The sequence below is a fragment of the Octadecabacter antarcticus 307 genome, assembly GCF_000155675.2.
GTDB classification, from domain to species: Bacteria; Pseudomonadota; Alphaproteobacteria; order Rhodobacterales; family Rhodobacteraceae; genus Octadecabacter; species Octadecabacter antarcticus.
Map to the genome: position 1 here is coordinate 2,184,535 of NC_020911.1, position 19,365 is coordinate 2,203,899.

Annotated in this window: 15 protein-coding genes, 2 pseudogenes and 1 other annotated feature; of the genes and pseudogenes, 10 read left to right on the plus strand and 7 right to left on the minus strand. The window is 55.0% G+C overall.

Annotated elements, in window-relative coordinates:
- Positions 1-162: 162 nt before the first annotated feature.
- A pseudogene (locus tag OAN307_RS11095) lies at positions 163-1,450 on the minus strand (IS3 family transposase).
- Positions 1,038-1,154 (minus strand) — a sequence feature (AL1L pseudoknot). (Overlaps the previous pseudogene by 117 nt.)
- A gap of 22 nt (positions 1,451-1,472) precedes the next feature.
- On the opposite strand from OAN307_RS11095, the pseudogene OAN307_RS11105 reads away from it, so the two are divergent.
- Positions 1,473-2,975 (plus strand): annotated as a pseudogene (locus OAN307_RS11105) (IS1182 family transposase).
- 564 nt (positions 2,976-3,539) lie between these two features.
- On the opposite strand, the gene OAN307_RS11110 reads toward OAN307_RS11105, so the two are convergent.
- Positions 3,540-4,451, minus strand: coding sequence for a LysR family transcriptional regulator (locus tag OAN307_RS11110; protein ID WP_044044679.1), 912 nt, complete (start codon positions 4,449-4,451; stop codon positions 3,540-3,542).
- A gap of 162 nt (positions 4,452-4,613) precedes the next feature.
- Between OAN307_RS11110 and OAN307_RS11115 the strand changes: the two genes are divergently transcribed.
- The 9 genes from OAN307_RS11115 to OAN307_RS11155 all read left to right on the plus strand — a co-directional run bounded on the left by OAN307_RS11115 (position 4,614) and on the right by OAN307_RS11155 (position 15,190).
- The gene (locus OAN307_RS11115) at positions 4,614-8,027 is read left to right on the plus strand and encodes an indolepyruvate ferredoxin oxidoreductase family protein (RefSeq protein ID WP_015499843.1); all 3,414 of its coding nucleotides are present in this window, start codon (positions 4,614-4,616) and stop codon (positions 8,025-8,027) included.
- Positions 8,028-8,115: 88 nt separating this feature from the next.
- A complete protein-coding gene (murI, locus tag OAN307_RS11120) occupies positions 8,116-8,925 on the plus strand; it encodes a glutamate racemase (RefSeq protein ID WP_015499844.1) in 810 nt (269 codons plus the stop codon).
- A 54-nt stretch (positions 8,926-8,979) separates the two neighbouring features.
- Positions 8,980-10,008 (plus strand): N-acetyl-gamma-glutamyl-phosphate reductase, encoded by a 1,029-nt coding sequence (argC, locus tag OAN307_RS11125; RefSeq protein ID WP_015499845.1) that lies wholly within the window; start codon positions 8,980-8,982, stop codon positions 10,006-10,008.
- A gap of 11 nt (positions 10,009-10,019) precedes the next feature.
- The gene (locus tag OAN307_RS11130; protein WP_015499846.1) at positions 10,020-10,511 is read left to right on the plus strand and encodes a cytochrome c maturation protein CcmE; all 492 of its coding nucleotides are present in this window, start codon (positions 10,020-10,022) and stop codon (positions 10,509-10,511) included.
- A gap of 45 nt (positions 10,512-10,556) precedes the next feature.
- Complete coding sequence (locus OAN307_RS11135) at positions 10,557-11,168, plus strand: holin-associated N-acetylmuramidase (RefSeq protein ID WP_015499847.1); 612 nt, start codon at positions 10,557-10,559, stop codon at positions 11,166-11,168.
- Positions 11,159-11,734, plus strand: coding sequence for a holin family protein (locus OAN307_RS11140; protein WP_015499848.1), 576 nt, complete (start codon positions 11,159-11,161; stop codon positions 11,732-11,734). The genes OAN307_RS11135 and OAN307_RS11140 overlap by 10 nt, the downstream gene beginning before the upstream one ends.
- An 88-nt stretch (positions 11,735-11,822) precedes the next feature.
- Positions 11,823-13,871 (plus strand): heme lyase CcmF/NrfE family subunit, encoded by a 2,049-nt coding sequence (locus OAN307_RS11145; protein WP_015499849.1) that lies wholly within the window; start codon positions 11,823-11,825, stop codon positions 13,869-13,871.
- Entirely contained in the window at positions 13,868-14,314 is a 447-nt protein-coding gene (locus tag OAN307_RS11150) for a cytochrome c-type biogenesis protein (RefSeq protein ID WP_015499850.1), read from the plus strand. Before OAN307_RS11145 ends, OAN307_RS11150 begins: the two co-directional genes overlap by 4 nt.
- 99 nt (positions 14,315-14,413) lie before the next feature.
- Positions 14,414-15,190 carry an enoyl-CoA hydratase-related protein gene (locus OAN307_RS11155; protein ID WP_015499851.1) on the plus strand — a complete coding sequence of 259 codons (777 nt, stop codon included), beginning with the start codon at positions 14,414-14,416 and terminating at the stop codon, positions 15,188-15,190.
- Between the two features lie 20 nt (positions 15,191-15,210).
- Here OAN307_RS11155 and OAN307_RS28945 read toward each other — a convergent pair whose 3' ends face one another.
- The 5 genes from OAN307_RS28945 to gltX all read right to left on the minus strand — a co-directional run bounded on the left by OAN307_RS28945 (position 15,211) and on the right by gltX (position 19,297).
- The gene (locus tag OAN307_RS28945; protein ID WP_187292570.1) at positions 15,211-15,354 is read right to left on the minus strand and encodes a hypothetical protein; all 144 of its coding nucleotides are present in this window, start codon (positions 15,352-15,354) and stop codon (positions 15,211-15,213) included.
- Positions 15,329-15,541, minus strand: a complete 213-nt coding sequence (locus OAN307_RS11160; protein WP_044043573.1) for a hypothetical protein — start codon at positions 15,539-15,541, stop codon at positions 15,329-15,331. Before OAN307_RS11160 ends, OAN307_RS28945 begins: the two co-directional genes overlap by 26 nt.
- 382 nt (positions 15,542-15,923) lie before the next feature.
- Complete coding sequence (locus tag OAN307_RS11165) at positions 15,924-16,418, minus strand: GNAT family N-acetyltransferase (protein ID WP_044043574.1); 495 nt, start codon at positions 16,416-16,418, stop codon at positions 15,924-15,926.
- Positions 16,419-16,473: 55 nt separating this feature from the next.
- Positions 16,474-17,766 carry a citrate synthase gene (gene gltA, locus OAN307_RS11170; RefSeq protein ID WP_015499854.1) on the minus strand — a complete coding sequence of 431 codons (1,293 nt, stop codon included), beginning with the start codon at positions 17,764-17,766 and terminating at the stop codon, positions 16,474-16,476.
- 97 nt (positions 17,767-17,863) lie between these two features.
- Positions 17,864-19,297, minus strand: coding sequence for a glutamate--tRNA ligase (gene gltX, locus OAN307_RS11175; protein ID WP_015499855.1), 1,434 nt, complete (start codon positions 19,295-19,297; stop codon positions 17,864-17,866).
- Between the last annotated feature and the right edge of the window lie 68 nt (positions 19,298-19,365).

Below are 19,365 nucleotides of genomic sequence, written 5' to 3' on the forward strand. Positions count from 1 at the left end.
TGACGAGAGTGGATGAGGACAAGTTCAGCAAAGTCCGGAGGCTGTGTGAAAACTCCCCTGCTTTTCCCCAATTATGGTATAGTTTCTGTACTCGATACGGAGGTTGCTCATGACGCTGTTCTGAACCGCCCCGGCTTTACCGGAGGGTGATTCATTCAATGACTAGGCGACCATATCGAGTTTGTTCAGGTTTGCATAGAACGCCTCCTCTGCTTCTGCGGGTGTGATGTATCCGATGGGGCCGAGCAGGCGGCGGTTGTTATACCAATCGACCCATTTCAGCGTTTCCCACTCAACCTCACGCATCGATTTCCATGGACCGATTTGGTTGATGACTTCGGTTTTGAAGAGGCCGATGACGCACTCGGCCAGCGCATTGTCGTAGGCATCACCGACGGTTCCGACCGAGAGATCGATTTCGGCCTCGGCCAGGCGCTCGGTATACTTGATCGACAGGTATTGTGATCCGCGGTCCGAGTGGTGGACCAAAGCCTTGTTATCTGGTGTTTTTCTTTGCCAGATTGCTTGCTCCAACGCGTCGAGCACGAATTGGGTCTTCATTGATGTCGATGTGCGCCAGCCTACGATCCGCCTTGCAAAGACATCAATCACGAACGCGACGTAGACTGTCCCTGACCATGTGGGCACGTAAGTGAAGTCTGAAACCCACAGCTTGTTTGGCCGATCCGCCTTGAACAGGCGGTTCACCTTGTCGTCCATTGCCTGGCAGGCGATTTGCAAAGCAAATCTGCCGAGAGGGGGGGGCATGGCAAAGACGTGTCCGGGTTCGTGGTAATGACCTTCTTGCCACGAACGACGCCTTTGATGCCCAAGGCGCGCATCAACCGCTCCACAGTGCAGCGGGCAACATCCTCACCCTCCCGTCGCAGAACATGCCAAATCTTTCGGGCCCCGTAGAGTTTGCAGTTGTCCGCCCAAGCCCCGTCGATCTTGACGCTCAGAGCGGCATCAGACTTGGCACGAGCTGACGCCCGCTCAGGATCACGCGCGATGGCGCGCCGGTCATAATAAGTGGAAGGGGCAAACTGCAGCGCCCTGCAGATTGGCTCGACCCCAAGTGTCTCTCGGCTTTCCGCAATGAAATCCATCATTTGCGAAACGGGCGGTCGAGCTCCGCCTGTGCAAAATACGCCGACGCCTTACGCAAAATCTCATTGGCTTGACGCAGTTCGCGGTTCTCACGCTCAAGTTCCTTGATCCGCGCCTTCTCAGCGCTGGTAGGCTCTGGCCGTTCGCCGCCATCGCGCTGGACCTGACGGGCCCAAACGCGAAGGCTGTCCGGTGAACAACCCAATTTACCCGCGATCGCCGTCAGCGCCGCAGCTTCGCTCTGATATTCATCGCGGTGTTCCATAAGCAGCCGAACCGTACGCTCGCGGAACTCAGGTGAATACGGCTTCGAGGTCTTCTTCTTTTGTGTCTGTTCCATAACGGGCAATTCTCCGAGAGTTTTGCCCTCCGGTAAAGCCGGGCCGGTTCAGTTCATCGAAGGTTTAGACCGTCAGCAGACGATCTTGCTGCCCGAACATCTCGACGATTATGTTGATGAGAACAGTCCCGTCCGTGCCATTGATGCTTTTGCCGACATGCTGGATTTAGCGGTGCTTGGCTTCAACGCACAGCCTGCCGCCACTGGTTGGCCCGGCTACCATCCGGGGCTGATGCTGCGAATTTATCTCTCCGGATATCTCAATCAAGTGCAGTCATCGCGTCGTTTGGAACGAGAGTGCGGTCGCAATCTAGAGCTCATTTGGCTGACGGGCCGGCTGAAGCCGGACTTCAAGACGATTGCCGACTTCCGCAAAGATAACGGTCCTGTGATCCGCAAGGTGTGTCAGCAGTTCGTGGCTTTGTGCCGCAATATGGATCTGCTTGATGGGGGCGTGGTCGCCATCGATGGCAGTCGGTTCAAGGCGGTAAATTCCAAGGCCAAGAATTATACGCGCGGCAAGCTGCGCCAGAAGTTGGGTGAGATCGACAAAACCATTGAGCGATACTTGGGTGAATTGGATCGCGCCGATGAGGTGTTCGAGCAAACTGGCACAATGGCTGCCGGAAGCCCGCATGGAACGCACCCTGAGGAAGCAGGAACACCAGCAAAAGGAAGCCGTGCGCTACAGATCAATTGAACAGCAGATGGACAAGACGGGCGAAACACAGGTCTCATTCAGCGACCCAGATGCCAGATCAATGACAACAACGGCGCGCATGCCACGTATTGTAGGCTACAATGTTCAAACGGCTGTCGAGGCTGATAACCACCTGATCGTTGCGCACGACGTCACCATGCTTGGCTTTGATCGCGACGCTTTGTCGATGATGGCTGTTGCAGCGCGCGATGCCATGACGACGGACGCTCATAGCAATCGCCCCCTCTCATGCATGTAAACATGCACTGCCGGGCAGTGGATAAGGGTTATTACAAGGGCGAGGAAATTGTTGCCAGTGAAGCGGCCGGCATCTCGGTCGTTGTCCCGAAGCCGATGACCCCAAATGCTGCAGCGCGCGGTCAATTTGATAAAGCTGACTTTGCATATGACCGCGATCTGGACGTGTATGTGTGTCCTGCAGGGGAACATCTGACATACAGATTTACCGGTCAGCAAGACGGCAAAGCGATCAAATCATCCAAGTCAGGAGCATGCGCTGATTGCGTCCTCAAAGCCAAATGCACAACAGGCAAAGAGCGGCGTGTCCGCCGTTGGGAGCTCGAAGATGTACTGGCGAGGGTCCAAGACCGGTCAGACGCAGATCCAGCGCAACTGGCTGTCCGTAGCATGACCGTCGAGCATCCCTACGGCACGATCAAATCTTGGATTGGAGCGATGCATTTCAAGATGCGGACCCTCAAGAAGGTGGCGACGGGGATGGCGCTGCACGTGCTGGCCTACAATATGACCCGCATCATGAACATAATGGGCATTCCAGCGATGATTGCGGCCATGAAGGCGTAAAAGGCCGCAGTCGGCTTCAATTTAGCCCGGAAACGTCGGGATGTGCCTAGAATGGCCCTGACCCGCCTCCATAATCCAACATGGGAGCTGAAAAGACGATCCCGACCCGTAATACAGCTGAACGCCAAAAGCGCTCCGGTGTACCACCATCAACCGAGCTTCCACACAGCCTCCGGACAGCAGACATTCTGGTCCGTTCCAAAAACGCTCCTTTTTTTGTAATGGCAAAAATTGGGCCCGTTTTCCGCTATCACAAACCCTGAGTTGGCATAATGGGTTTTGGGAAAGTCCGTCTCAACGTCCCTTGCCCAATTTGACGTCGTATAAAGGGGAGTGGTTGGAGTGCGGCCAAGACGCAGGGGCCTAGACAAAGAAATGCCGGGCACAAGGCCCGGCGAAGTCCAACAGGGAGATATAAAGCGGCACGGCCACTCTATGAAGACTTTTTAAAAGGCAGCGGTGAAACGAGCAAGTATTTACGGCCTGGTTTTACGCATACCCGCTATGCGTGTGGCGCATGGGCCACAGCCCAAACGCCACGGTCAACGATGTCTTGAGGCGTCCCTACACGACCACATTTGCGCCATCGCGAATGCGGCGGCGGTGGGCGATAATTTCATCCTGAACAAAATCACGGAAGGCCATGATACGTTTGGATTGGCGCAGTTCTTCGGGATAGGCAAGGAAAACAGGGACTTCTCCACTTTCGACCTCAGGAAGAACCCGCACAAGGTCGGGGAAATCTTCGGTGACATAATCGGGCAGAACGCCAATCCCGAGATCAGACAGCACCGCCTGAAGTACGCCGAAATAGTTATTCACATTCAAAAGATTGGGTTTGTCATAGCTAAGAAGATGACCCACAAGCGTTGCCCCCGCCGCCACCTGAAACGCGTTGGGGCTTTGACAGATGAGCCTATGACGGCCGATATCTTCGATTTCAGCGAATCCACCCACCTTGTCGAGGTAGGTTTGGGACGCATAAAGCCGCATCCGCACGGTCATCAGTTTTTTGCGGATCAAATCGGCCTGTGAGGGCTCTTTCATTCGAATTGCGACGTCGGCTTCGCGCATCGGCAGGTCCAGCACGCGTTCTTCCAGCATCAGGTCGATGTTCAGGTCGGGGTATTTTTCGTACAACGCAGGTAAGCGCGGCGCGAGCCAGAGGGTGCCAAAGCCCGTGGTGGTGGTGACTTTCAATTCGCCAAAGACTTCTTCCGCGGAATCTTTAATTCGTGCACTGGCAGCATCGAGGCGGCGCGACATGGATTTGGTTGCATCAAACAGCAGTTCGCCCTGTTCGGTCAGAATCAAACCACGGGCGTGACGGTGAAACAGGATCGTCGACAGTGATTCTTCGAGCGCGCGAATTTGGCGTGACACCGCCGATTGCGACAAATGCAGCGTGTCGCCCGCATGGGTCAGCGACCCTGCGTCAGCAACAGCGTGAAAGATTCGTAATTTGTCCCAGTCCATCGGATATCCTTGTTGCATCTGTTACCGCTCACATTTTGGCACTTATTACGATGCCTTTATGACTGTTTCATTCCGTGATGTCAGGTGAAATACGTTTGGTAGGTCAGGCTTTGTGACCTAAGATAGTCATGAGAGTTACGACATCAAGCAGGGAGGTGCTTTATGACCCGTCAGGACGTCACGCTGAATGACCGCTATGATTTGACCAAAAAACACGTGTTGCTGAACGGCACGCAGGCGTTGGTGCGGCTGATGCTCATGCAAAAAGCGCGCGACATGGCGGCTGGGCTGAACACCGCCGGATATGTGACTGGGTACCGCGGATCGCCGCTGGGTGCGGTCGATATGCAGATGGAACGCGCGCAAAAGGTGCTGACGAAGGCGGATGTGACGTTTCAGCGCGGGCTGAACGAGGATCTGGCAGCAACTGCGCTGTGGGGCAGTCAACAGGCGGAATTGCGCGGCGAGGGGACCCATGAAGGCGTATTCGGGCTGTGGTACGGCAAAGGACCCGGCGTGGATCGGTCCGGCGACGTCATGCGCCATGCAAATATGGCAGGATCATCGACCAATGGCGGTGTCATCATGGCGATGGGCGATGATCACACTGGGGAAAGTTCCACGACGCTACACCAGTCCGATTGGGCGATGGTGGATGCCTACATGCCGATTGTGTCGCCCGCTGGCGTGCAAGAAATCCTTGATATGGGTCAGTATGCCTGGGCGTTGTCACGCTTTGCCGGTGTCTGGGTCGGTTTGAAAACCATGAAGGACACGATTGAAGTCACCAGCGTTGTGGACGGTGATCCGTTTGTGCAAGACTTTGTGACGCCGGACTTCCCGATGCCCGACGGCGGGCTTAACATTCGTCTGATCGACACGCCCGTCGCGCAAGAGGCGCGGATGATTGACCACAAACGGTTCGCAGCTGAGGCGTTTGCGCGGGCCAACCGGATTGATAAAGTCGTGTGGCCGCGCGCTGGTGCGAAAGTCGGATTTGTGGCTGCGGGTAAAAACTGGCTCGATCTGTCGCACGCGTTTTCGCTGCTGGGGATTGATGCTGATGAGGCCGCAAAGCTGGGGCTTACGACCTATAAGGTCGGGCAGGTTTGGCCGCTGGACATGGACAGTTTCCACGAATGGGCAGCGGGGCTGGATTTGATCGTCGTGGTCGAAGAAAAGCGTAAGCTGATCGAAGTGCAAATTAAGGAAGCGATCTTTGACGATCGCGAAGGGCGGCGGGTTTATGGCTGGCACAAGGGTGACAGCTGGGAAAACGGCCGCCGAGAGGAGTTTTTTCCAACACGCTATGCGCTGGACCCAGTTTGGATCGCTGAGAAAATTGGGGGCGTGCTGATCGAAGAGGGTCGGCGCACTGACGCAATTGAGGGCGGGTTGGCGAAGCTTGCCGAAGCGAAACGCGCGGATAATGCGGAAGAAATTGCGGCCCGATTGCCGTATTTCTGTTCCGGTTGCCCGCATAATTCATCGACCCGCGTACCAGAAGGCGACCGCGCTTACGCAGGCATCGGCTGTCATTACATGGTGCAGTGGATGGACCGCGATACAGTTGGGTTTACGCAGATGGGCGGTGAAGGCGCCAATTGGGTTGGTGAGGCGCCGTTTTCCAAACGCGACCACGTGTTCCAGAACCTTGGGGATGGAACGTACAATCATTCCGGTGTTCAGGCGATCCGGTTTGCGCTGATGGCCGGGACGAACATGACCTATAAAATCCTGTACAATGACGCGGTGGCGATGACCGGCGGGCAGGGCAATGATGGCGGGCTTACTGCCGATCAGATTTGCCGAGAGGTGCTGGCGATGGGTGTGAAAACAGTCGCACTGGTACATGATCCGAAAGAGGGGCTGGACCTTTCGACAATCCCGTCTGGTGTTGCGATTTCGACGCGCGATGATCTGGACGCCGTTCAGAAAGAAATGAGCAAAGTCAAAGGCGTATCTGTTCTTGTTTATGTGCAGACTTGTGCCGCTGAAAAGCGCCGCCGCCGCAAGCGTGGGCTATTCCCTGACCCCGACAAACGCGTGTTCATCAACACCGATGTCTGTGAAGGCTGCGGTGATTGTGGGGTGCAATCCAACTGCGTATCCATTGTTCCTGCTGAAACGGAATTGGGCCGAAAACGGGCGATTGATCAATCGTCTTGCAACAAGGATTATTCCTGTGTCAACGGGTTCTGCCCGTCATTTGTAACGGTTCAAGGCGCACAGTTGAAAAAGTCGGCGACCACATCGTTGGACTTGCCTGACATGCCCGATCCGGTTTTGCCGCACATCAACGGCACCCATAATGTTGTTATCACTGGCGTTGGCGGCACGGGCGTCGTCACAATCGGCGCGGTGCTAGCAATGGCTGCGCACGTGGATGGGAAAGCCGCAGGCATGATGGAAATGGCGGGGCTGGCCCAAAAAGGTGGTGCAGTGCATATCCATTGCAGATTGGCCGAAAAAGCGAGCGACATTAATGCGATTCGTGTGTCGACTGGGGAATGTGATGCGCTGATTGGTGGCGATTTGGTGGTGTCGGCAGGAGCCAAAACGTTGGGGCTGATGTCCACAGGGCGCACGCGTGGCGTGGTTAATTCGCACGAAGTCATGACTGGCGATTTCACCCGTGATGTTGATTTCAAATTACCCACAGATCGCCTGACGCTGGCGTTGCAAGTACGGCTGAAAGATCGCTTATCGTTGTTTGATGCGCATGCGTTGGCCAAAGCGCTGCTGGGGGACGCAATTTATTCCAACATGATGGTGTTTGGGGCGACGTGGCAGATGGGCGCGATCCCGATTTCGGGTGCTGCGATACGCCAGGCAATTGAATTGAACGGGACTGCCGTGCCGCGCAATTTGCAGGCGTTTGAATATGGTCGCTGGGCGGTATTGCATGCTGGCGAATCTGCAAAGATTTTGAACCCGACGGTCGTTGATAAACCGAAATTGCTAGACGAAAAGATTGCGTTTCGTGCCGCCTATCTGACGAAATACCAAAACGCGGCCTACGCTAAACGTTACACAGATTTCGTTGATACGTTCGACGGTGATCTGCGCGAAGCGGTTGCGCTGGGATATCATAAGCTGTTGTCTTACAAGGACGAATACGAAGTTGCGCGGCTGTTGATTGACACCCGAAAACAGGCCGAAGCTGAATTTGATGGCGTGCTGAAGTTGACCCATCATCTTGCGCCGCCGTTGTTAAGCCGGACAGGATCAAACGGGCGACCAAAGAAGATCGCGATGCCAGCGTTCACGGCAAAACTGTTCCCGCTGCTGGCACGGCTGAAGGGGTTGCGCGGTACGCGTTGGGATATTTTTGGCCGTACGGATGAGCGTAGAATGGAACGTGCGTTGATTGTGGAATACGAAGCCGACATGATTGAAGTGCGCGGGGTTCTGCGACCTGATAGCCTTGAGGCGGCCGTCGCGCTGGCCAGCTTGCCGCTGGATATTCGCGGGTTTGGGCCGGTGAAACTGGTCAACGCGGGCAAGGTGGCAAAACGGCGGGAAGAACTGCTGGCGGTTCTGTGTGCGCCGCAGGGGCGTGCAGCGGCGGAGTAAACCGTAAAACCTGCATGGATTTCCCGCGCGAACGCACGTAGAACGCAATCCACGGGATGTGCGTGCAGAAGAAGCAAAGGTAAGGCAGATGGCAGTTGGCATTTTTGACAGTGGTTTGGGCGGATTAACCGTATTGGATGCGGTACAACAGCGCCTGCCGGATGTGCCTTTTGTATATTATGCCGACAGCGCAAATGCGCCCTACGGTGTGCGCACTGCAGATGATATTTACAACCTCACCACGGCGGCAACCCAAGCGTTGTTTGATGCGGGCTGCGATCTGGTAATTTTGGCCTGCAACACTGCGTCAGCAGCGGCTTTGCGGCGCATGCAAGAAAGTTGGGTTCCAAAAGACAAACGAGTTTTGGGGGTTTTTGTGCCCCTAATTGAGGCCATGACGGAACGGTCATGGGGGGACAATTCCCCGCCGCGCGAAGTGGGTGTAAAACATGTGGCGTTGTTCGCGACGCCTGCGACTGTGTCGAGCCGCGCATTCCAGCGCGAATTGGCGTTTCGCGCCATTGGTGTAGATGTTGAAGGACAGGCCTGCGGTGGCGTGGTTGATGCGATCGAAGAAGGCGACATGATCTTGGCCGAAGCCTTGGTGCGCAGCCATGTGGATGCGTTAAAGCGCAAGATGCCGGAGCCGGACGCCGCTGTCTTGGGCTGCACGCATTACCCAATGATGCAGGATGCGTTTCAGACTGCCCTTGGCGCGGATGTGAAGGTGTTCAGTCAGGCCGATCTGGTCGCCGACAGCCTCGCCGATTATTTGCAGCGTCGGCCAGAAATGGCAGGTGGCGGTACGTCAAAGTTCCTGACGTCGGGCGACCCAAAGCGGGTCAGCGACCGCGCGACGCAGTTCTTGCGACGACAGATCACGTTTGAAGCGGCTTGAACCAGTTAAATGTGATGAAGATATACGCTGATATGTCAGCGCTAGGGTGTTGAAATGAATTATAAAATTGCGATCCTTGGGGCGTCTGGGTACACTGGCGCCGAACTTGTGCGTCTGATTGCTGGTCATCCGTCGATTGAGATTTCTGCGCTGTCGGGCAATTCGAAAGCCGGACAAAGCATGGCGCAAGTGTTCCCACATTTGCGGCATCTGGACTTGCCGGTTTTAAGCACGATTGAAGATGTGGATTTCAGCGGTATTGATTTGGTGTTTTGCGCTTTGCCGCATAAAACCAGCCAAGACGTGATCTCTAAGCTTCCGAAAACGCTGAAGATTGTTGATCTTAGTGCAGATTTCCGGCTGCGTGATCCCGCAGCCTATGAAAAGTGGTACGGCAATCCTCATGCTGCGTTGGAGATGCAAAAGGAGGCTGTTTACGGCCTAACAGAGTTTTACCGCGATGAGATAGCGAGTGCGCGGCTGGTGGCAGGTACGGGGTGTAACGCCGCGACAGCGCAGTTTGCTCTGCGACCTTTGATTGCGGCTGGGGTTATCGATCTGGACGAAATTATCATCGATCTTGCCTGTGCGGTGTCCGGCGCGGGGCGGTCGTTAAAGGAAAACCTGCTGCATGCAGAATTATCCGAGGGTGCGCACGCCTATGCGGTTGGCGGCACCCACCGCCATTTGGGGGAGCTGGATCAAGAATTCAGCGCGATTGCGGGGCGGCCCGTAGAGGTGCAATTCACACCGCATTTGATTCCTGCAAACCGAGGAATTCTGGCGACTGTTTACGTGAAAGGTGACGCGCAAACCCTTCACAACGTAATGAAAAAGCAATACGAAGATGAGCCGTTCATTGAGGTTCTGCCCATTGGCGAACATCCCAGTATCCGTCATATTCGTGGATCAAACTTCTGTCATGTCGGTGTTGTTGCTGATCGGCGCGACGGGCGAGCGATTGTGATTGCAGCGCTCGACAACCTCACGAAAGGTTCAAGCGGACAGGCATTGCAGAACGCCAATCTGATGTTAAATCTACCTGAAACGTTGGGGTTGACGATGGCCCCGTTGTTTCCTTAGGAGCGCACGTCATGTCCGGTTTCAAGAATCTGAAGAAAACGCGTCGAAAACAGGTGCTTGTGGTGTCGTTCGTGGCGATTGCGGGGGTATTTGTTATCCTCGCTTTGTTGCCGAATGACTCTTTTCAGTTTTTCCGATCTCCCACAGAGGTCGTGACCGAACCGCCGAAAGAAACGGAGCTGTTTCGCATTGGCGGCATGGTGCAGGACGGATCGATTGTGCGTGGTGAGGGGCTTGAGGTGTCGTTTATTGTCACGGATTGCTGGAACATTGTGCCAGTGACGTTCAACGATATATTGCCAAGCCTGTTTGAAGAAGGTCAGGGCATGGTTGGTCAAGGGCATTACATTAATGGTACCTTTGAAGCCGTTGAAATTCTTGCAAAACATGATGAAACATACATGCCTGCCGAGGTTGTGAATATGCAAGAGGCGCAGAATTTTTGTGACCCTCTCGATGCCACTGAAGTTGACGCAACGTACGGTGCCACCACCAGCGGTTAACAATTTAATTGCACTCTCCATGTTCAAATGCATGGGGATGTTATGATGAACGATGTTAGTCAAATTGCCGAGGAAATTGTCGCCCGTGAGGGGGGCTATGTGAATGATCCTGACGATCCGGGAGGGGCCACGAATTTTGGCGTGACGATCCACACGATGCGCCGCTTGGGGCTTGATCTGGATCGAAACGGCCAAGTGAACGAACAAGACGTGCGTGTGTTGTCGCGCGAACAGGCTGTGGCCATTTTTATCGAACATTACTTTGAACGGCCGCGTATTCGTGATCTCCCAGCAGAGCTGCATGCATCGGTGTTTGACATGTATGTTAATGCCGGATCGAACGCGGTGCGGATTTTGCAGCGTTTATTGCGGGACATGCGGATTGACGTCACCGTGGACGGGGTGATCGGGCCACAGACTATTGCGGGCGTGCAGCAGGGTATGGCTGCGGCAGTTGATCATTTCGTCGATGCCTACGGTATTGCGCGGCGGAATTATTATTATTCTTTGGCCGATGCGCGCCCTGCCAGTCGCAAATTTGCACGGCGTTTGGACGGCGGTAAGGGCGGCTGGATCACGCGGGCAGAAGAATTTATTTCGCTCCGCTATCACCTAAGCCACGATCAGCATCGCGAAAGGACTGCAAAATGGGTTTGATTGAACGCATCTTTGGTTCGATATTCGGGAATGGTCGCAATGTGATCGTCGAAACTGCACAGGTGTTTCGCGAAAACGCCGAAGGAGCCGCCGTCAGACAGGCGGACATCAAACAACAATCCATGCGCCAGTTTGCGTCTGAGTTTGCGGTTCAACGACATGGCGGTTTTAATCGGTTCATGGATGCGTTGAACCGTTTGCCACGTCCGTTGTTGGCATTTGGCACCATTGGATTGTTCGTCGTGGCGATGGCCGATCCGGTTTGGTTTTCAACGCGAATGCAGGGTATTTCGCTGGTGCCTGATCCGTTGTGGTGGTTGATGGGCGCGATCGTCAGCTTCTATTTCGGTGCGCGCCATCAGGCGCACAGTCAGGATTTTCAACGCTCCATCGCACAGACATTGGCGCGTGTTCCGACCGTTGTGGAAAACACGCGCGCGCTGCGGGCGTTGCGCGCGGACACGCCGCAGGTGGCGCAAAGCGCGCCGTCGGCTGATCTGACGCTGGGGGCTTTGGCACCAACAGACAATCCAGCGCTGGTGGACTGGCAAAGCAGCCAGCGGTAACTTGCTTGTGACACAACCGTGACGTTTCGCCCCGCTTGGGTGGGGCGGTTTCGCTGGCAGCATTGGCAGGGCTGACTATAGTGCGACCATGATTACTGAGCTTGGACATTTCGCGTTGATTCTGGCGGCCCTTGTAGGGGTCGTGCAGATGGTCGTGCCATTGGTAGGCGCGCATATGGGGTGGCGCGGCTGGATGGCGTTGGCGGACCCTGCAGCGGTGGTGCAATTGCTGCTTGTCGGCGTGAGCTTTGCGGCACTTACCTATGCGTTTGTGGTGTCTGACTTTTCCGTCAAATTAGTGGCGTCGAACAGCCATTCGGCTAAACCTATGCTGTATAAGATATCGGGAGTTTGGGGCAATCACGAAGGGTCGATGCTGCTGTGGCAGCTTATTTTGGTGCTGTTTGGCGCTTGTGCCAGCTGGTTTGGCGGTAACCTGCCTTCCAGTTTGCGCGCCCGCGTTTTGGGTGTGCAGGCGTCGGTCAGTGTCGCTTTTTACGCGTTTATATTATTTACATCAAACCCGTTCGAACGGCTGGAATTTCCACCCTTCGACGGGCGTGATCTGAACCCACTTTTGCAGGACCCCGGATTGGCGTTTCACCCACCGTTTTTGTATTTGGGCTACGTCGGGCTAAGCATGTCGTTTTCGTTTGCGATTGCCGCCTTGCTCGAAGGGCGCGTTGATGCCGCCTGGGGACGATGGGTGCGCCCGTGGACTTTGGCGGCGTGGATATTCCTGACCATCGGCATTGCGCTGGGGTCATGGTGGGCGTATTATGAACTGGGCTGGGGTGGCTTTTGGTTCTGGGACCCTGTTGAGAACGCGTCCTTGATGCCGTGGCTACTTGCCGCAGCACTGCTGCATTCGGCCATCGTTGTGGAGAAACGCGAGAGCCTGAAGGCGTGGACAATTCTGCTGGCAATTCTTGCATTCGGGTTTTCATTACTTGGCACGTTTATCGTGCGATCCGGCGTTCTGACATCCGTACATGCTTTCGCCAATGACCCCGAACGCGGCGTGTTCATTCTAATGATCCTCGCGTTTTTCGTTGGCGGCGGTTTGCTGCTGTTCGCTCTTCGTGCCGGATCGATGGAATCCAAAGGTGTGTTTGGTCTGGTCAGTCGTGAAACCGCCATTGTGTCGAACAATGTGCTTTTGGCGGTGTCCTGTTTCGTAGTGTTCTGGGGCACGATTTGGCCGTTGGTTGTCGAACTTGCGTCGGCTAATGCGGTGTGGGGCGGGGGAATGACCAACCCGTTTTACGCCATAGGATTGTTTGATCGACCCGAACAGGTGTCGGTCGGGCCACCGTTTTTCAACTTTGCTTTCACGCTTATTTTTGTACCGCTCACGCTCGTCCTACCGATTGGTGCGGTGCTGGCATGGAAACGTGGCAGTCTGGCGCGGGCCGCCAAATCCATGGCACCAGTTGCTGCCCTGGCGATTGCCTGCGGTTTGCTGGCGTATGCGGTGCAGACAGGACGGTCCGCTATGGGGCCGATCGGCGTCGCCCTTGGAATTTGGGTCGTTGGTGGTGCCGCCATGGATTTGTGGCTGCGCACGGGGCGCGGTGCGCTGGAAGATCGGGTGAAACGTTTGATCCGTTTGCCGCGTGCTGATTGGGGTAAATTCACCGCCCACGCCGGTATGGGGGTTACGGTTTTTGCAGTGGCCGCATTGCTTGCATGGGAAGACGAAGACATTCGCGTCGCCCAAATCGGGGATCGCTGGCAGGTTGGAATTCATGAAATCGAATTGACCGACGTGGTCGATATTGAAGGGCCAAATTATTTTGGCGAAGGCGGTATAATCACTGTCATCCGCAATGGGCGTGACGTTGGGAAGGTCTTTGCGGAGAAACGCATCTATCCAGTGGCACAGATGCCAACAACCGAAGCGGGGATTCGTAATGGCATCCTGCGCGACGTTTATGTTGTGCTGGGTGATCGGCAAACTGGCGGTGGCTGGGCCGTGCGTACCTACATCAAACCTTTTGCAAATTGGGTTTGGGGTGGTGCGATTTTGATGGCGCTGGGTGGCTTCATCTCTCTCAGCGACAGGCGGCTGCGGGTTGCTGCGGGGGCCGCGAAATCCGTTGAGAAACCCACTGCAAAACCGGTACCGGCAGAATGAAGTGGCTCGTTCTTATCTTTTGTCTTTTGGCCGCGCCCTTGGCAGCTGTTCAACCGGATGAGGTGCTGGACGACGCCGCGCTTGAAATTCGCGCCCGCGCGCTGTCTGCAGATCTGCGCTGCCCTGTGTGTCGCAATGAAAGCATTGATGAAAGTCATGCAGACATTGCCCGTGACCTGCGGCTTTTGCTGCGCGAACGGCTGGTCGCAGGCGATACTGACTCGCAGGCGATGCAATTTCTGGTGGATCGTTACGGTGAATATATCCTACTAAACCCGCGGGTTGCAGGGGTAAATATTTTGCTGTGGTTCGCCGCGCCGTTCATGCTGCTGCTAGCGGGTGCCATTGCAGTTGTGACGATCAGGGGGCGGTCGCGTGCGGCTGGGCCCGATGCCTTAAACATGGATGAACAAAAACGCCTCTATGATATTATGGGCAAGTAACATTGCAGGTTCGCGCAGGTCGTCTGCCGCGGCGTTTGGGCTTTTCTATACCGCACAGTTCACTAGGGTGGGCGCAACATAATTCTTGAAGGACGCCCCATGGAATACGCCGTTATCCAGCTTGAGACTGCCAACAATGTCGCCACATTAACGCTGAACCGCCCAGCCATGAAGAACGCGTTGAACGTACAAATGCGCGCTGAAATCACCCACGCGGTGAAGGCGGCGCAGCGTGACGCCCGCGTGTTGGTCATCGGTGGTGCGGGGGATGCGTTTTGCAGCGGTCAGGATTTAGGCGACAGCGGCAATGCTACGAACCTTGATCTGGAACGTACGCTACGCGACGAATATGTGCCGATGCTCAAAGCGATATTTGAGTGTAAAATTCCAACGATCTGCGCGGTGCACGGTGCGGCTGCGGGGGCGGGTGCGAACCTTGCGCTGGCGGCGGATGTGGTGATTGCCGCCGAAGAAGCCTACTTCATTCAGGCATTTACCCGAATTGGCCTGATCCCCGATGCGGGTGGTACGTATTGGTTGCCGCGTCAGATGGGGGCGGCCAAGGCGATGGGGGTTGCGCTGTTTGGCGACAAGATCACCGGACGCCAAGCCGCTGATTGGGGCATGATCTATGAGGCTGTGCCGCTGAAAGATTTCGACACTCACGTGGCATCTCGTGCGCTGCATTTGGCCAAAGGGCCTACAGCGGCCTATCAACGTGTCAAAACAGCGATGCGGGGATCGTTTGAAAACACGCTGGATCAACAACTCGCCATGGAAGCGCGCCTGCAAGGGGAATGCGGCAAGACCCGCGATTTCCAAGAAGGCGTTCTAGCGTTTATGGAAAAGCGCCCCGCGAACTACGAGGGGCGCTAGGTCAAGCTGTTTCGCGACCGTTAAGCAGGCGTATAGATCGACGTGAAGACATTGGCGACCAGCCAGTTGATCGCATCAAACATGCCCTGAATCCGCGCCACCAGCGCTCCGTCGATCGAAATCAGAAGGCCGGCGCCATCATTGTGGTGTTTTGGCTTCGGCATTGTCGTCCGCCACAAACACCACAATGATGTGTTCGGAGGTGTCGAAATCTGTCATGAGGGCAATATTTCCCGTCTTGATCCAATCGCCAAGGATGAATTCATTAAACCCAGCATCACCGGCACCGCCGATCAAGTTGTGTTCACTGGTATCGGCGTCAGATCCGCTCAGGGTCCAATTGGTGAACAATGTATCGCCGTCCTCGTCGCCACCCGAAAGCGAGTCGTTGCTGGAGCCGCCGTCAAGATCATCAAAGCCGCCTTCGATGATGTCGTTATCAGCGCCGCCATCAAAATACTGGCAGTGCCTTTCAGGACAACGGTGTCATCCCCCTCGGTGGCCACAGGTGGGCCATCTGGATCGATTGCTTCGTCCGGTGACGTATCATCGGTTCGTCATCTCTGCCACCTCAGACAAGTGCCCCAAGACCCAATGCAACCAAAAGCGCGAGAAGAATTCCCATAATACCGTCCCCGAAGACGTGAATCGATAATAATTAAATAACATCAAGTGAATCTGAGAGCGTTAGCAGCAACTGGGAAACAAACAGTTTCTAAAATCAACACAGTGCTTATGCAGGTCGCTGCAGCGCGAAGTAGACGCTATCAGACCACACATCATTGATACAAAATGTGCGCTCGGCGCGGTGCGTTTCCCTGAACCCAAGGGAGGTGAGCAGGCTGACTGAGGCGATGTTGAGCGGGTCAGCATCTGCGGTCATTGCAATGTGATCCGTGTTGGTCCACAAATGCGGGATGATTGCGTCCATCGCTTCGGTGATGATGCTTTTGCGCCAATGGTCGGGGTGCAGGATGAAACCGATTTCATTGCGCCAAAAATTGCCCGCGTTGCCTATGACACGGTTTTTCCATTCGATTTGGAAATTTGTTCTTGAGCTGTCCCAGTGGGCCACACGGCGCTTCAGGAGGTCCTGCGTCACACTTGGGTCTGCGTGTGGCGCGGTGGACCAGTATTGCATCGCCCGTGGATCTGAATAGATCGCTAACATATCTTCAAGATCGCCGGCTTGTCCACCGCGCAAAATCAGTCTTTCGGTGTGCAACATATCAAAAGGCCCCCAAGATGATCTTGGAAGCCCTTTGGTCAATCGTCCAGTCAAATTAACGGTCTTCAATATCCACATAGTTAATGGCCGTTTCACCCATATACAGCTGACGGGGCCGCCCAATTTTCAGCTGTGGATCGTCAAGCTGTTCTTTCCACTGCGAAATCCAGCCAACGGTGCGCGCCAATGCGAAGATTGGTGTGAACATCGACGTCGGGAAACCCATCGCTTCGAGGATGATACCGGAATAGAAGTCCACGTTCGGGAACAGCTTTTTCTCAGCAAAGTAGGGATCAGCGAGCGCTTGTTTTTCAAGCTCCATCGCGACCTGAAGAAGCGGGTTGTCGTGCACGCCCATCAATTCGAGCACTTCGTCGGCGGATTGTTTCAGCACAGTGGCGCGCGGATCGAAGTTTTTGTAAACGCGGTGGCCAAAGCCCATCAGACGGTAGCTGTCGTTCTTGTCTTTTGCGCGCGCAATGAATTCAGGAATGCGATCGACTGTGCCAATTTCCTTGAGCATTTCGAGGCAGGCTTGGTTCGCGCCACCATGTGCGGGACCCCAAAGACAAGCGATTCCAGCGGCAATACAGGCAAACGGGTTGGCACCTGATGATGACGCAAGGCGCACAGTCGACGTCGATGCATTTTGTTCATGATCCGCATGCAGCGTAAAAATACGGTCCATTGCGCGCGCAAGGATCGGGTTCACATTGTAGTCTTCTGCCGGAACGCTGAAACACATATTCAAGAAATTGGACGCATAATCGAGGTCATTGCGCGGGTAAACGAATGGCTGGCCAATGGAATATTTGTACGCCATTGCTGCAATCGTCGGCATTTTAGCGATCAGACGGATGGACGCCACTTCGCGCTGGTGCGGATCGTTAGGGTCTGTGCTGTCGTGATAAAACGCTGACATCGCCCCAACCACGCCGACCATCGTCGCCATAGGATGCGCATCGCGGCGAAAGCCCCGAAAGAACATGTGCATCTGTTCGTGGATCATTGTGTGGTTCGTGACGAGGCGTTCAAACTTTTCCAGCTCGTCAGCGGACGGAAGATCGCCGTAAAGCAGCGCAAAACACACCTCGAGGTAGTGGGATTTTTCGGCCAGCTGGTCAATCGGGTAGCCGCGGTGCAGCAATTCGCCTTTATCGCCGTCAATGAACGTAATTGTGCTGTCGCAGGCTGCAGTCGACGTAAAACCCGGATCATAAGTAAACACGCCCGCTTGACTATAAAGTTTGCGAATATCGATGACATCCGGCCCAGCGGTCGGGGAAAGAATAGGCAACTCATAGGATTTGCCATCAATCGTCAGCGTTGCAGTTTTCTGATCAGCCATGTTTTTTCCCTTTTAAGGCACGCCCTTGGGTGACCCAAGCAGCGTCAGCGGTGTTCCGGTTCACTTTGCGTTACCTAAGAAAGGTATCAAAAGTGTTTCAGCAAGTGGCGTCCTTAATGCGAGAGATAGTTTCGTCGCGTCCAAGGACCAGCATCATATCGAAGACCGAAGGGGATACAGCGCGACCTGCAAGTGCCGCGCGCAGCGGACCAGCAAGTTTGCCGAGTTTGGTGTCATGGGCCTGCGCGAGGGCGGCCACGCTCCCCTCAAGTTCGTCTCGCGTCCAGCTAACAGTTTGCAGCTGCGGCGTCAATTCTGCCAGTATACCTTTGTGTACATCGTCAAGCGATTTGGCAGGCTTTTCATCAATGGCAATCGGCCGCGAAGTTAAGATAAAGTGCGCTTTATCAATCAGTTCCGGAAATGTCTTCGCGCGCTCTTTCAGACTTGGCATGGCCTGCAACATGGCGTCACTCTGGGTGGCCGTTAGCGCATTTGCATCTGTCACCGCCAGAAATGCCGCAAGTTCATGCAGCAGTGCAGCATCGTCGGTCACAGCGATATGCTGACCGCACAGGTTTTCGAGCTTTTTGGTATCAAATCGCGCGGGACTTTTGCCGATGCCACCGAAATCAAACCAGTCAAGCGCCTGCGCATCGCTGAAAAATTCATCGTCGCCGTGTGACCAGCCCAAACGGGTCAAATAGTTACGCATGCCAGCGGCTGGATAGCCCAAGGCCTGATATTCGGACGCACCCGTCGCACCGTGGCGTTTGGATAGCTTTTTGCCATCGGGCCCAAAAATTAGCGGTATGTGGGCCCAAATGGGCATTTTCCAACTCATAGCATCATATATCATCTTCTGTCGTGAAGTGTTTCCGAGGTGGTCGTCTCCCCGAATTACGTGGGTCACTCCCATGTCGTGATCGTCGACTACGACGGCTAACATGTATGTTGGCGACCCGTCAGATCGCAATAGGACTATGTCATCCAATAGATGTGGATGGTATACGACCTTTCCTTGGACTTCATCATAAATGAAGTCGGCGAAAAATTGACCATCGTGTTCTAAGCCAATTGCTTTGATCCGGACAACAAACGGCAGATCGGGGTGGTCGGCGTCCACGACATCGCGCCACGGGGAACGATAGAGGGTTGAGACCTTGTTGGCGCGCGCATTCTCGCGGAACGCTTCAATCTCATCTTGGGTGGCGAAACATTTGTAGGCATGCCCATCGGCAAGCATGCGGTGCGCGACGTCCGCGTGGCGATTGGCAGCTGCGGCCTGCGACGTCGGTTCGCCGTCCCAATCAAGGCCTAGCCATGTTAGCCCGTCAAGGATCGCCTGCGTGTTTTCATCCGTGGATCGTGCCTTGTCGGTGTCTTCAATCCGCAGCAAGAATTTACCGCCACGCCCGCGTGCGTAAAGCCAGTTGAACAGCGCCGTGCGTGCGCCGCCGATGTGCAGCGCCCCCGTTGGCGAGGGGGCGAAACGGGTGACGACTTGGGCTTCAGAATTGGACGTTGGCATGGAAACTTAACCTTTTGCTAACCACCATTTTGTTACGTTGGCGGGCTGCTGCGGGGAATACTAACAAC

Excerpts from the sequence above, each read along its gene's own strand:
- OAN307_RS11110 (WP_044044679.1), bottom strand. The coding sequence starts at position 4,451 with ATGGACTGGGACAAATTACGAATCTTTCACGCTGTTGCTGACGCAGGG.
- OAN307_RS11115 (WP_015499843.1), top strand. The coding sequence starts at position 4,614 with ATGACCCGTCAGGACGTCACGCTGAATGACCGCTATGATTTGACCAAA.
- murI (WP_015499844.1), top strand. The coding sequence starts at position 8,116 with ATGGCAGTTGGCATTTTTGACAGTGGTTTGGGCGGATTAACCGTATTG.
- argC (WP_015499845.1), top strand. The coding sequence starts at position 8,980 with ATGAATTATAAAATTGCGATCCTTGGGGCGTCTGGGTACACTGGCGCC.
- OAN307_RS11130 (WP_015499846.1), top strand. The coding sequence starts at position 10,020 with ATGTCCGGTTTCAAGAATCTGAAGAAAACGCGTCGAAAACAGGTGCTT.
- OAN307_RS11135 (WP_015499847.1), top strand. The coding sequence starts at position 10,557 with ATGAACGATGTTAGTCAAATTGCCGAGGAAATTGTCGCCCGTGAGGGG.
- OAN307_RS11140 (WP_015499848.1), top strand. The coding sequence starts at position 11,159 with ATGGGTTTGATTGAACGCATCTTTGGTTCGATATTCGGGAATGGTCGC.
- OAN307_RS11145 (WP_015499849.1), top strand. The coding sequence starts at position 11,823 with ATGATTACTGAGCTTGGACATTTCGCGTTGATTCTGGCGGCCCTTGTA.
- OAN307_RS11150 (WP_015499850.1), top strand. The coding sequence starts at position 13,868 with ATGAAGTGGCTCGTTCTTATCTTTTGTCTTTTGGCCGCGCCCTTGGCA.
- OAN307_RS11155 (WP_015499851.1), top strand. The coding sequence starts at position 14,414 with ATGGAATACGCCGTTATCCAGCTTGAGACTGCCAACAATGTCGCCACA.
- OAN307_RS28945 (WP_187292570.1), bottom strand. The coding sequence starts at position 15,354 with ATGCCGAAGCCAAAACACCACAATGATGGCGCCGGCCTTCTGATTTCG.
- OAN307_RS11165 (WP_044043574.1), bottom strand. The coding sequence starts at position 16,418 with ATGTTGCACACCGAAAGACTGATTTTGCGCGGTGGACAAGCCGGCGAT.
- gltA (WP_015499854.1), bottom strand. The coding sequence starts at position 17,766 with ATGGCTGATCAGAAAACTGCAACGCTGACGATTGATGGCAAATCCTAT.
- gltX (WP_015499855.1), bottom strand. The coding sequence starts at position 19,297 with ATGCCAACGTCCAATTCTGAAGCCCAAGTCGTCACCCGTTTCGCCCCC.